We start from the raw sequence: 12,827 nt of genomic DNA, 5'->3' as shown, positions 1-12,827 counted from the left end.
TTATTTTAGGTTGCTTTTTCATTTCTAGCATTTCATTTGCATCCATCTTCAACTGAGCAGCTGTTATCACCAATTACCTGTATAGAAGCTTTAGGATTTGATGCATTCCATTTTGTAAAGGTTGTGTTCAGTGTTTCTAAAAATACCTGCGACGGCTGTGCACCGGAAATCGCATATTTTCTGTCGAACAAAAAGAAAGGCACACCGCTTACCCCAATATTTTTAGCTTCCTGTATATCCTGATTGACTTCGTAACTATACTTTTGATCATCAAAAATTGAATTCAACTCTATTTCGTTCAGCCCCAGTTCTAAACCTATGTGAATTAGGCTTCCTGTATCGGCGATATTTTTTCCTTTTGTAAAAAAAGCAAGAAATAAAAGCTCTTCTGCCTTATCTCCGATATTTTTAGATTTTGCAAATTGTATAAGCTGGTGTGCTTTTTGAGAATTAACAACGATAGATTGATCTAGATGATAATCCAATCCTGACTGCTTTGCCATTTCGGTTACATTTGCCAGCATTCCATTTACCTGATCTAAGGGCATATTTTTACGCTTTGTCAGATATTCGTGGTAAGTTTCACTGGATAATTCCGAAATAGAAGGATCAAGCAGGAAACTCTTCCAAACTACTTCGATGTGTTCCTTATGCTCAAATTGTTCCAAGGCTGCTTCAAAATTTCTTTTCCCGATATAACAGAACGGGCAAATCACATCACTCCATATTTCTATTTTCATTTCATTATCTATTTTAAATTTGATATCTAAAGCTTCTTTTTTATTATAACTCTCTTTTTATTAATGTTATCAAATCTGACGCGGGGAAAACTCCTGATTGTCTCCACTTCAGCTCTCCTTTATTATAAATCATTAAAGTTGGTACACTACGAACCTGAAGTTGTGTAGCAAGTTCTCTATTTTTATCAATATCGATTTTGATGATCGTAGCACTATCTCCAATATTTCTTTTCACTTCATCCACAATTGGGGCCTGCAACTGACAAGGGCCGCACCAGGTTGCAAAAAAATCAATTAATAATGGTTTGTCCTGATTTATTAGTTCCTCAAAATTCATTGTTTCCTGATTTAGCTTTAACGGAGTGATAAAAAGCCGTCTGTTTCAACGGATTTGTCTCATTATAGCAATGATGCGTTTAAAGTTATTTCAATATTTAATGCATTTCCTACGGTACACATCTCTTTGGCCTTATCAGCTAACTGTTGGAAGAGATCATTCTCAATACCCGGAATACTTGCTTTAAAATTGATGTTTGAACTCTTTAAAACATTATTTTCTATTACCACTGAAACATTGGTTTCAAGTCTGTCGGCAATAATTTCATTTTCTGAAAGAATGTACCCAAATGTCATGGCATAACAGGTGGCATGGGCTGAGGCCAGCAGCTCTTCTGGGTTTGTAAATGTGCCATCACTTTTTGCAAAAAAAGGCTTGAAGTTAACACCGTCCAAACCTGAATTTTCTATACTCAGTTTCCCGTTTCCCTGTTTGAAACCTCCCTGCCAAATGGCTTTAATGTCTATTCCCATTTTTTCTTTTTTTTTAAATTAGCTATGCTACAAAATTACTTTTGCATTAGTTTTTAGGCAATGGATATAAGGCCCAATGTATAGGACATTTTTCCTTTTTTAGTCCATGTTAGCATCCTTCCTAAATTCCAAAGGTGATGTCCCTGTATGTATTTTAAAAAAACGGATAAAATAGGATTGGTCATCATATCCGAGCTGTGCTGATATTTCCTTTACGGTAAGATCTGTATTGGCCAATAATCGCTTTGCCTGTAACATGATCCTATTTTTTATGATTGAGTTTGGTGATATCCCTTTTTCATTTACTATTTTTCTGTTTAATGTTTTGGGGCTAACGTAAAGCAATTCTGCATATTCCTTAACACTATGCAGTTGGTTGTATTTAACTTCCACAAGCTGACTGAATTTCCTGCTCAAACCGTCTTCTTTCACTTCCATATCATTTTTATCCGGCGTCCGTTCAATCCATGCTCTGCTTGCTGAAATAATAAGTTCTTTCAATTTTGTCCGGAGCATTTCTTCTAACCAGTAGTCGTCTATCTGAAATTCGTCTTTCAAACTTACCATAATCCTGTAAAAGTGATTACTTTCTTTAGTATCTAAACCAATCATCGGCGTCTCAAAAACGTTATTGAAAAGGACACCGTCACAAGTAAGTTCCTTGTCATGGAAGGCAATACAATAAAACTGAGGATTGAAGTAAATCAGATGTCCTTTTGCTTGATTTCTAAATTGAAATTGTTGTCCTAAATTGAAAAAGAACATTGTGTCCTGCTCAGCTTTAAATATTGAAAAATCAACAATGACGGTACTTCCTTTTTGTGCAAAAAGAATAACATAGCAATCTGATGAATTACTGCAAGGCAAGGGGTTTTCGTCGACCGGAATTGCAGTATCAAAATCTAAATACCCAATTATCTTATTTCCAAAAGATTTTAGAAGTTCCATTTGTAGATTTTAATATCAGTTAGTAGCAGGTAGATTTTAAATTTTCAAAATCCATTTCTTACGGCTTTCTATGGTTTAGTTGTTATCCGATTTTTTAATATTCACAACCAGATAGCTATTAATTTTGCGGTAAAGACAAAAAAGGCGGTATGGCATAAAATACCACCCGCCTCTCCCAAAACTTAATCTTTTCACTTACCCCAAAATTCATTTTCACCATCTTGGTCATCTGAAAATGTCCAAACGTGAACAATTTTTCCGTCCTTCAGTTCAAATAAATCAATTCCGCTCATATTGATGTTCTTCGTCTCCTTATTACCCGTGAACCATACCGGGGCAGCAACCAAAGAACCACTTTCCATCAGTGATCCGTTGATTCTTACTGCCATAGTTCCCGATGTATCGCTCATCATACCGCCAATCATTTTAAAAATTTCATCTGGACCATTTTTCAAACCGGAAAACTTATTATTACCGGGTTGGCTCCATTTGGTTTCTGGTGTGAAAAAGGAAAGAACTTTTTCTGTTTCACCTTTTGCTAATGCAGCGAAATAAGCTGCTACGATTTCCTTTGCCTCCATGGATTTCGAATTTAGTTCGTAAAGTATCCTTTGTTATCTCTAGCCCATTCTTCAAGAGAAGTCATTTTTACAGGTAGCTTTTCAAGTACCTTGTTCATTTCAGGGTTAAATTTTGAAGGATATTCGGTCGCCGTTTTCAAACTTTCGTAGTATGAGGCAACTGCAGATGCTCCTGCTTCTCCAACGTAAGGAGCTAAAATCTCCTTGAATTCTTGTGGAGGTTGTGCATAGTAAACAATGTTATCGCCAAATCCTTTTGAGAACCTTTCCGCAAGATCATTTCCTTTTAAGTTCTCCAAACCACTTATCTGGAAAGTGTCCGCTTTAAGGTCTTCATTGTAAATTGCCTCTACTACAAAAGCACTTACATCTTTTGAAGCGATCCATCCAATTGGCATTGCTTCAGGAGTAGGGTATGCTAATTTTTTCTCGTTAGTGATAAATGGTGCGCAAAAACCTCCCATCATATTTTCCATATAGATTGTTGGTTCTATTATCACATATTCCAATCCACTGTTTATAAGATAATCTTTGATGTCTAACTTAACATCATCAGTAGGAACCCCGATTTTTTGCTCAGGAATCCATCCGCTAGTGTTCCAAACAATTTTCTTAACACCGTTTGCTTTGGCAGCGTCTATTACATTTTTCGCATACACTAAACCATCAAAAGGATTTGGTAATGAAACAGGAATCATAAATGCTATAGCGTCAATACCTTTAGTGATTTCGTTCATTTTTGCAACATCGCTTAAGTCTCCTAACACAGGCGTTGCGCCAGCATCTTTCAGCTTATCAAAGCTTTTTTCTGAACTTGTAGCTGCAAATACTTCAGCTCCTTTTTTCTTTCCTTCTGCAATTACATTGAATTGTTGTGAGCCTGTGGCTCCAAATACTAAAATTTTCATTTTTTATCTATTGTTTTGATTAATGTTTCATTTCTTCTAATAACTGCATATCCATCCCTTTGTCATAGTAAACAAAAAAGAGACAGTCCTTGCCCTCAAAGCATTTATTGCAATGCGGATTTTTACCAGGTTCAAACCAAGTAGATCCAGGAGGAATTGGTTTTGCATTCTTAACGTCACCTACAAAGGCACTTTCATTTCCTTCAATCATTACTGCCCAATAACTTGAGCTGTGTGTATGAAGTGGTGACACAGTACCGGCAGGAATTTTTACCATAACTCCAATTGGTTTTCCTACATCTGACAAATTGCCAAATACAACTGAGAATACAGGACCTTTATCTCCCATCTCTTTAACCATAGGAATCCATTTCATTTCTTTTGCAAGGGTAATGCTACGTTCCTGAGCTAACAAGCTATTGCTTATTAGTAAAACTGAAACAAAAAGGAGCAACATTGTTAATACATTTTTTCTCATTTTCTGATAATTTAAATTTAAAACTTGTACAAAGTTCCATAATTACTTACTTTTGCACAAGTACTTACATGATAGTTAGGTACTTACCAAAAAGTTAGAATTATTATAATACAATGGAAAAGAAAGAAAAAAAAATTTTGCCATGCGATGATAACTGCCCAGTAAAGGCATCACTAAGTCTTTTAGCAGGAAAATGGACCATGATGATTATCTTCCAAATTGGCAACGACGTGATGAGATATGGCGAATTAAAAAGAGCTATTCCCAGCATCAGTGAAAAAATGCTTATACAGGAGCTGAACATGCTTGTTGAAAATAGATTGGTAAGTAAAAAGGCTTACCCGGAGATTCCACCAAGAGTTGAATACAGATTAACAGATTTAGGCTTAAAAACTATTCCCATTATTGATAAACTTGTAGAGTTTGGAAAAGAAAATTTATTAAAGCCTTAATCATACAGCCTGATGCGTTAACTATCATGTAAATTATATAGAGTTTGATTGTATTGATTATAAATTTTATAAATCTATATAAATGTTTTTTTTTGATACGCTAAAATGAAATAATATGGAGACTATAACATTCAGTAAAACAGAATGTGGTGTTGATTTTTTAATAAATGTTCTAAACAATCCCGAACCCGGACAATTCTTTAAAGCAGAGTATCATAATACCAATTTTTTTGAAATTGTTTTTATCAGGAAAGGTAATGGAAGATTGTTCTTAAATGATACAATTATAAATATCAAAAATGATTCGATCATTTTTATATCTCCATTTCAGAAAAAAAAATGGGACATAGAAAAGCACAGCTTAGACGTATCACTATTGGTTTTCCAGGAAGATTTTTTAAATGAGTTTTTCTCTGATAAACTTTTCACATATCGCTTATCTTATTTTTATCAAAATCAGTATCCATTAATTCTAAATTTGCCTAAAGAACAGATTCGAAGTTTTTGCAATATTCTTAAAGAAGTAAAGGTTGAACTCAAAGCGACCAATTTTGACAGTGCACATATTATTCGGTCGTTGATATATTATTTATTACAGAGATTAAATAGGCTGTATGGTTCATCATATAATTTATCTTATCAAATAGACGCTTCTAACCATGCTTACGCATTTAAAAGATTAATGGAAACACATATTCGTCAAAAGCAGCGTATAAACGAATATTGTGAATTACTTGGGATAAGCAGGATAACAATAAATTCAGCTGTAAAAAAGCAGTTTAATACCACGGCTACTGACCTATTAAAAAAACGTTTATTATCAGAAATAAAGACTGAATTAATTTATTCCGGCAAAAATGTGAGTGAGATTGCTTATGAATTTGGTTACTCGGATCCAAATCATTTGATGCGTTTTTTTAAAAAGCAGACCGGTAAAACGCCTTCTGAGTTTATTAATACTTATCAAAATGATAGTTTATAATCATCTAAAGGTAGAATTTTAGTTTCTGCTTCGACATATCTTTGTACTGCAATTAAATATTATTATTATGAAAGTACAATTAATCAGAAATGCTACAATGATTATTGAATATGCAGGTAAAAAAATATTGATAGATCCTATGTTTTCAAAAAAAGGAGAGTTAGGACGCGTCCCTTTCCCAGCAAAAGATTGGAATATGAAAAGAAATCCTCTTCACGAACTTCCATTACCTATTGAAGATATTATTCGAGATATTGACTTTGTTTTTCTAACTCACTTGCATTTTGATCACTGGGATAAAGTAGCTGCAAATGCGCTGCCTAAAAATGTAAAAATCTTTGTTCAAGATGATAATGATAAGAATAAAATTTCAAAGCTAGGTTTTACAAATATCGAAGTTCTTTCAGGAGGCTCAACATTTGAAGACATCAAGCTAGATCGAACCAAGGCCCAGCACGGAAAAGGCTTCATTTTAAAAATTGCTGGAAGCGTCAGTGGTATGGTATTACAACATCCTTCTGAGAAAAAACTTTATATTGCAGCTGACACTGTTTGGTATGACGAAGTTGAGAAAGTAATAATACATTATAAACCTGAAGTTATCATAGTTAATGGCGGAGATAACAGATTTTTTATTGGTGATCAATTGATCATGAATAAGGAAGATATACGTAAAACACAAATGGCAGCACCAAACGCAAAAATTATCGTAGTGCACATGGAAGGTGTATATCATAATACGCTATCACGTAAAGAGCTGAGAAAGTATGTAAAGGAAAACCAGATTGAGCAGAATATAATTATTCCAGAAGACGGTCAAGAAATTAATTTATAATTTTATAAGGCTAAGGCTAACTATAAAATCTAGTTTTAATTTTATACAGTAAACATTATAAAAATCTCGAAGTATACTTTACAAGTGTAAGATATTGTATATCTAATTTATCAGATGCTGTAAATCCGGATCATTTTTGATGCGCTCCATTTCGCTTGCGACAATATTCAGTATATCTGATTTTATCTGCTTGTAATTACTTTCAATTTCCTGCTTCATTTTATCTTCTCCGTGTTCATCAACAAAGGATAGGATTTCTGGTATCTTCTGATAGACTTTAGTTTCTGCGGCAACTTTTTCGTTGTCTACTACAATTTCAGCGTGGAAAATTTTCTGGTCGATACGCTCATCAAAGTTATCCGATACAGAACCGACAAACATACCTTGTGTCAAAGTTGAAATTTTCGAAGCAGGTATTAGGCTATCGAGCTGTGTGGATATAGAAGTAGATTTATCATTGCGGTTAATCGTCATACTTTGGCGTTTCTGCAACACTTTACCGAAGCGTTCCGAAAGGCTTTTTGCCGTTTCACCAACCACTTGGCCACTAAATATATTACCGACGGTATTCTGGATGACCTTGCTCTCTTTGTCGCCGTAATCCCTCGTTAATTGCGAAAAATCCTGAAATCCTAAACATACTGCCACCTTATTACTTCTCGCAGTTGCAATCAAATTATCCAATCCCCTGAAATAGATTGTCGGCAACTCATCTATGATAACGGAACTCTTTAATTGTCCTTTTTTATTAATGAGTTTAACAATCCTTGAATTGTATAAGCCCAAAGCTGCCGAATAGATATTTTGACGGTCGGGATTATTACCTACGCATAAAATCTTGGGTTCTTTCGGGTTATTGATATCGAGGGTAAAGTCATCGCCTGTCATTACCCAATACAATTGGGGGCTAATCATTCTTGATAAAGGAATTTTTGCCGATGCTATTTGTCCCTGTAACTGGTCTTGTGCGCCTCCTTGCCAGGCATCCATGAACGGCGACAAATAATTTTCTAAATCAGGATACGAAGTTAAAATCGTGAATACATCTGAATACTTTTTGTTCAACAATTCAATAGCGTGTGGGAACGTACAATACTTTCCGTCTTCATAAATTTTCAAATACCAGATAATGGCCGCCAATAATATGATTGGACTTTCCACGAAAAAATCACCTTGCTTCTGTATCCACGATCTGTTGAGGTTCAACATAATGGTATATGCCGCTTCGTAAGCATCTGAAATGTCCGTCATAAAATCGGGATTGAGTGGATTGCAACGGTGGCTCTTGCGTGGATCGTCAAAATTGATAACGTAAAATTTAGGCTGAACTTTGTACTTATCCCGATGCTTCAGTAAATGATTGTAGGCAATCGTAGAAAGGTCGTCAAACTTGAAATCGTAGATATACATACTAAAGCCTTTCTCAATCTGCTGTTTAATGTAACTGTTTACGATTGCATACGATTTACCGGAACCCGGAGTACCCAAAACGATGGTTGCTCTAAAAGGATTTACAATGTTTATCCAACCATTGTTCCATTTGCCTTTGTAGTAAAATTTAGTGGGTAGATTGATTGAATAGTCGTTTTCCATCAACTTAGTTTCCTGTTGAAAGCTCTCGTTTTCGTTATTGAAAACGTCGTCCATTAGGTTTGTGCGTAGCAATCGGCTCATCCATAAGCCCGCCATCAATAAGGCGATATATCCTAACGATATAGTAAAGAAATAAAGAAAAGTGCCTGTTACCGGAGAAAGATCTAACAATCGTGTGTTCAGAAAAAACAACACAAAGCCCAAGCCCAAAGCTACCTTAATTTTTGACCAGGTTATTTTCTCATTTTTTACTCCTTTTGTCCCCAAACAACTTAAAGCCAGCAATACCAAAGCAAATACTTTGGTGTACAGGGTATGCGAAAACAAACCCGCCGTCCGGTCGAAATTGCCTAATATTTTGTTGATGACTTTCAAAGTCCAACCACGTTCTAAAAAGAAACCGTAACAGAACCAATACAAGTGCATCAGCACCAAAAGAATACTAACTGCCCGCATAAAAGCCATTATCTTCGCAAGCCCTCTTAAATCGTCTTCTCCCTGCATTATTTAAGTTTTAATTTTTGGATGTGAATTTAAAGGCTATGTGGAGTGACTACAAGAATGTGGCGGTCTGTGGCTTTGTCGGGCAGTGTTTGGCTTTATTGTACATTTAAGTCGTTGTAGTAGAAGATTATTTGAATTAAATTTGTTGCTCAAAGAACAAATATTTCCAAACAATAATAATCTAATAACATACATTTATCTGAAAGTAAACAGTCTGCGTCAGAGATCAGGATCAAGAGATGAATAGTTGAAAAAATTATACCACCCGAAATGAATGATAAAAACGTATTTTCAAAAGATTTTTTAATCGCTTTATCAAATTGGCAAAGAGGTTGGGCAGAAAATCAAGCAAGAAGAAGACAAATTGCGGATGAATTAGTAAAACAGTGTGAGAATATACCAGTTAAATTTAAAACAGTAAGTCATTGTTGTTATAGAAAGAGGTTCATACTTGAAGGCGAAATTATACCAATACTAATAGACAATGATTTTTTTGAAGGAGTAGCAAGTTGGACAAAAGACAAGGATTATGCTAAGAAATTTAAAGGCATAATTAAACCTAATACAAAATTTGTAATGTTGTTTAAACATACTCCACAACTCAATGAAATCGTAATCAATATCATTTCACTATGGAAAGATGAAGCATTTAAAAAAGCTGTGGAAGAATTTAAAAATGAAGATTACGAAGCTGCAAAACCTTTAATTAACTTCAAAGATTATCAATCAGAAATAATTTTAAAATCAACACTAAAAGGAACGGAAATAGAAAACATTGTTGGTATTTCAAGTTCCTTTGGAGACTTGTGTGATATGGCTAATATTCCAGAGGATAAAAGGGAAGAATTATCAATTAAATATACCCGAAATCTTGATGGTTTACCTATTGAAATTCCAACTTTTGCTGGAACAAGACCAACAAAAGAAGCAATAAACAATACTTTAATTAAATTCAAAGAAACTCTTGAAACAGCAAAGACCAACAATATTTTTGTTGACTGGAGTAGAGCTGCAAAAGTTCATCAGGATGACTTGAAACATAAACCTAAATAAAAAAACGAACGGCTCACGTTCTGACAGCACTCGCATCGATGGGACATTTTTGTAAATTAAACTACTATAATTTGTCAATAAAATTACTCCAACGTTGTGTAGCAGTATTTGGCTGAATATTATTTTTGACCTCTTTGATGTTTGCGTTTTCTCCTCGTCTTATTGGCAAAGTCCTGTTCTTCGTAATCTTCGCCCCGGGCTTCGGGAAGTAAGCCGCCTAACGCTTCAATCAAACCGTCTTCGTGCTTTTCCATAGTTAAGAAGTCGAACAGATGGTGTGGTTCTTCCGTAGCAAGATCCGCATCATTTGATGTGGATAGTTTGGGTTGTAATTCGGCAGGCTTTTTAATATCCGGTTTGACGTTACCGGCTTCCAAAATTTCAACATTAAGCCAGGGAATGTTTGTAGGGGCTGTATCTGATAATTTTGATGAAAGAATTGAACAGAAAATGTTTCATGCAGAAATAGTAGTGGATAATGGGAAAGTAGCTGAAGAAATTAAATTTTATCAACGGATACCGGAGATTCTATCATTTGTAAATGATAGTGGAGAAGACCGGTTCACATCAATCATTGAAGAGAATTACAGAAATGTTAAGCAGGACGTTATCAGGATCATTGAAAATGAGATTGAGCGTATAAAAGCCCACCCTGAACTACAGCATTTAATACCAAAAGAATAAAGTAAAAATCCCCGGAGACCGGGGATAAAAACTAATAACCATGAAAACTCAATTAAACATGAGAATCAGATGCAAATTTACTGTAAATAAGTTTTTTTTCCGATTCACCTCATCTATGAGTTGTATTGTAAATATAGTTTGCTTCGCTTAAAAGGAAATTAATCTATCAAGTTCTTTCAAATTCAAATGAGCTTTCAGCCTTGTCATTCAGTGTAATGTGAGCGTTAAAAGTTTTCCCTGACCTACTTTTCATTCCTTTTATTAATGAAGTTCTGCCTGTGTTAACAAGGCTTTCGATATCATATACTGAGATTTGGACACCGCAGATATTTCTAAACTGCAACCAACTGCAACGAATATCAGGACACTTTACAATATGATCATGAATAACCAAATACTGCGTTTTACATTTTGGACATATAATATTGGGGAGATGAGGCTGTTCAATGCGGATCTGCAGTAATTCTTTAGTAACAGATTTTGTATAGCTTTCGATTTGCTTTTGAAATTCAGCTGCCTTGGATTCATTATTTTCTATACGCTGCATTTCCAGTTCCCATTCTGCAGTTAAAGAAATATCAGCTATTTTTTTATCTTTTACCAGATCATGAACATATAGACCTTTATCAGTTGGGATGATTGATTTTTTATCTCTTTTAATATAACCCCGATGAATTAGCGTCTCAATAATAGATGCCCTTGTTGCAGGTGTGCCAATGCCTATATTTTTTAATATTTTTCGCTGTTCTGTTTCTTCAATATCCTTCCCTGCATTTTCCATTGCAGACAATAGGCTTGCTTCAGTATAAAGGCTTGGAGCCTGGGTTTTCTTTTCGAGGATCGTAATCTCTTTAATTTTCAGTTCTGCACCTTCCCTGACCTCAGGCAACTCCTCAACCGTCTCAAAATCATCTGAAGAAATACCGGCTATATTACGCCAACCTCTTTGCAGGATTTTACATCCCTGAGCTGCAAAATCAAAATGAAGCACCTGTAAACCAATATCTGTAATTTCTTTGATACATGGCTGAGAAACAGCCTCCAGTAATCGAAAAGCGATCAGTTCATAAATAGCATTCTCTTTTGCCGTAAGTGCTGAAGGAATTTTTTCAGTAGTAAGCAGTCCATGATGATCGGTAACTTTCACATCATTGACAATTCTTTTGGTGAAGTTTCCCCAGGGAAGTGAACCTGCTGCATTTTTATAAAGCTCTTTTTCCTGAAGAATTCTGATGAGATCAGGTATTTCCTGCCATAGATCTTCCGGGATGTATTGACTTCCCGTGCGGGGATAGGTAATAAATTTATTCTCATAGAGACTCTGAGCAATATTCAGCGTCTCCTCTGCACTGAAATTTAACCTCTTGTTTGCTTCTTTTTGCAGACCTGTCAAATCAAAAAGGAGAGGAGGCTGCTCTTTTACCGTCTTTACATCAATGGAAGTAATGGTTGCTGTTGTCGGGTTTCTTTCCAAGGCTTTTACAATATCTTCAGCTTGTTTTCTTTCTGTGAATTTTAGTTTACCGAGACTATTGAATTCAATAAAGTCCTTTTGATGCCGAAGTTCAATCTGCCAGTATTTCTGACTGATGAAATTTTTGTGTTCATGATAACGTTTGCAGATTAAACCTAATGTCGGAGTCTGAACCCTGCCTAAGGAATATAATCCGCTACCTGCAGCTATAGTCAATGCCTGAGTGGTATTACTCCCTAATAACCAGTCGGCCCTGCTTCTGCATTGACCTGCATGAAATAAGCCATCATACTGACCTCCGGATTTTAAATTTTGAAAACCATTTTTAATGGCTTTTTCTGTTAGGGAACTGATCCATAGCCTTTCAAAAGGTTTTTTACAATTCAGATATTCATAGATATACCTAAAGATAAGCTCTCCTTCTCTTCCTGCATCTGTAGCGACAATAATACGGTCACCTGCATCGAATAACTTTTCAATGATTTTCAGTTGTTTGGATGCGCCATGGTCCACTAAAAACTGCCTGCCCTTTTTTACTTTTCTGATGGTTAATTTGAACGGTTCGGGTAAAATAGGCAATGCCTGTTTATTAAAGCTTGAGATACCATAATCTTCAGGCATTGCCAATACCAGTAAATGGCCAAAAGACCAGGTAACGGCATAGCCATTACCTGTTATATATCCATCTTTCTTTTCAGTTGCTCCCAAGACCATCGCTATTTCTCTGGCAACACTGGGCTTTTCTGCTAATATTACTTTCATATCGATCGTTATTAAAGTTTACA

At 35.3% G+C, this 12,827-nt stretch carries 14 protein-coding genes and 1 pseudogene; 5 read left to right on the top strand and 10 right to left on the bottom strand.

Going from position 1 to position 12,827, the window contains the following annotated elements; translation table 11 throughout:
- Nucleotides 1–32 precede the first annotated feature (32 nt).
- The 7 genes from ACR1PN_RS12515 to ACR1PN_RS12485 all read right to left on the bottom strand — a co-directional run bounded on the left by ACR1PN_RS12515 (nucleotide 33) and on the right by ACR1PN_RS12485 (nucleotide 4,465).
- On the bottom strand, nucleotides 33–740 hold the full coding sequence (locus ACR1PN_RS12515) for a DsbA family oxidoreductase (protein WP_407476054.1): 708 nt from the start codon (nucleotides 738–740) through the stop codon (nucleotides 33–35).
- A gap of 43 nt (nucleotides 741–783) precedes the next feature.
- Complete coding sequence (trxA, locus tag ACR1PN_RS12510) at nucleotides 784–1,077, bottom strand: thioredoxin (protein ID WP_433980302.1); 294 nt, start codon at nucleotides 1,075–1,077, stop codon at nucleotides 784–786.
- Between the two features lie 62 nt (nucleotides 1,078–1,139).
- The gene (locus ACR1PN_RS12505; protein WP_433980301.1) at nucleotides 1,140–1,550 is read right to left on the bottom strand and encodes an OsmC family peroxiredoxin; all 411 of its coding nucleotides are present in this window, start codon (nucleotides 1,548–1,550) and stop codon (nucleotides 1,140–1,142) included.
- 99 nt (nucleotides 1,551–1,649) lie between these two features.
- Nucleotides 1,650–2,498 (bottom strand): helix-turn-helix domain-containing protein, encoded by an 849-nt coding sequence (locus tag ACR1PN_RS12500; RefSeq protein ID WP_433980300.1) that lies wholly within the window; start codon nucleotides 2,496–2,498, stop codon nucleotides 1,650–1,652.
- 191 nt (nucleotides 2,499–2,689) lie between these two features.
- A complete protein-coding gene (locus tag ACR1PN_RS12495) occupies nucleotides 2,690–3,079 on the bottom strand; it encodes a nuclear transport factor 2 family protein (protein ID WP_378172432.1) in 390 nt (129 codons plus the stop codon).
- A gap of 11 nt (nucleotides 3,080–3,090) precedes the next feature.
- The gene (locus ACR1PN_RS12490; protein ID WP_378172427.1) at nucleotides 3,091–3,987 is read right to left on the bottom strand and encodes an SDR family oxidoreductase; all 897 of its coding nucleotides are present in this window, start codon (nucleotides 3,985–3,987) and stop codon (nucleotides 3,091–3,093) included.
- A 19-nt stretch (nucleotides 3,988–4,006) separates the two neighbouring features.
- Nucleotides 4,007–4,465, bottom strand: coding sequence for a hypothetical protein (locus tag ACR1PN_RS12485; protein WP_378172424.1), 459 nt, complete (start codon nucleotides 4,463–4,465; stop codon nucleotides 4,007–4,009).
- A gap of 113 nt (nucleotides 4,466–4,578) precedes the next feature.
- Between ACR1PN_RS12485 and ACR1PN_RS12480 the strand changes: the two genes are divergently transcribed.
- The 3 genes from ACR1PN_RS12480 to ACR1PN_RS12470 all read left to right on the top strand — a co-directional run bounded on the left by ACR1PN_RS12480 (nucleotide 4,579) and on the right by ACR1PN_RS12470 (nucleotide 6,734).
- Entirely contained in the window at nucleotides 4,579–4,917 is a 339-nt protein-coding gene (locus tag ACR1PN_RS12480) for a winged helix-turn-helix transcriptional regulator (RefSeq protein ID WP_378172421.1), read from the top strand.
- A 115-nt stretch (nucleotides 4,918–5,032) separates the two neighbouring features.
- Nucleotides 5,033–5,899 carry an AraC family transcriptional regulator gene (locus ACR1PN_RS12475; protein ID WP_433980299.1) on the top strand — a complete coding sequence of 289 codons (867 nt, stop codon included), beginning with the start codon at nucleotides 5,033–5,035 and terminating at the stop codon, nucleotides 5,897–5,899.
- A gap of 67 nt (nucleotides 5,900–5,966) precedes the next feature.
- A complete protein-coding gene (locus ACR1PN_RS12470; protein WP_378172415.1) occupies nucleotides 5,967–6,734 on the top strand; it encodes an MBL fold metallo-hydrolase in 768 nt (255 codons plus the stop codon).
- Nucleotides 6,735–6,836: 102 nt separating this feature from the next.
- On the opposite strand, the gene mobC is transcribed toward ACR1PN_RS12470, so the two are convergent.
- Nucleotides 6,837–8,831, bottom strand: a complete 1,995-nt coding sequence (gene mobC, locus ACR1PN_RS12465) for a conjugal transfer protein MobC (protein ID WP_433980298.1) — start codon at nucleotides 8,829–8,831, stop codon at nucleotides 6,837–6,839.
- A gap of 270 nt (nucleotides 8,832–9,101) precedes the next feature.
- On the opposite strand from mobC, the gene ACR1PN_RS12460 reads away from it, so the two are divergent.
- Nucleotides 9,102–9,884 carry a hypothetical protein gene (locus ACR1PN_RS12460; RefSeq protein ID WP_378172408.1) on the top strand — a complete coding sequence of 261 codons (783 nt, stop codon included), beginning with the start codon at nucleotides 9,102–9,104 and terminating at the stop codon, nucleotides 9,882–9,884.
- Nucleotides 9,885–10,003: 119 nt separating this feature from the next.
- On the opposite strand, the gene ACR1PN_RS12455 is transcribed toward ACR1PN_RS12460, so the two are convergent.
- Nucleotides 10,004–10,261 (bottom strand): hypothetical protein, encoded by a 258-nt coding sequence (locus tag ACR1PN_RS12455; RefSeq protein WP_433980297.1) that lies wholly within the window; start codon nucleotides 10,259–10,261, stop codon nucleotides 10,004–10,006.
- Between ACR1PN_RS12455 and ACR1PN_RS12450 the strand changes: the two are divergent.
- Nucleotides 10,248–10,568, top strand: a pseudogene (locus ACR1PN_RS12450) (conjugal transfer protein TraG); the annotation flags it as partial. The gene ACR1PN_RS12455 and the pseudogene ACR1PN_RS12450 overlap by 14 nt on opposite strands.
- Nucleotides 10,569–10,734: 166 nt before the next feature.
- On the opposite strand, the gene ACR1PN_RS12445 reads toward ACR1PN_RS12450, so the two are convergent.
- Nucleotides 10,735–12,804 (bottom strand): DNA topoisomerase, encoded by a 2,070-nt coding sequence (locus ACR1PN_RS12445; protein ID WP_433980296.1) that lies wholly within the window; start codon nucleotides 12,802–12,804, stop codon nucleotides 10,735–10,737.
- Between the last annotated feature and the right edge of the window lie 23 nt (nucleotides 12,805–12,827).

This window comes from Chryseobacterium sp. RLHN22 (assembly GCF_051011795.1).
Classification (GTDB): Bacteria; Bacteroidota; Bacteroidia; order Flavobacteriales; family Weeksellaceae; genus Chryseobacterium; species Chryseobacterium zhengzhouense.
This window is presented reverse-complemented; position numbering and strand designations above follow the sequence as displayed.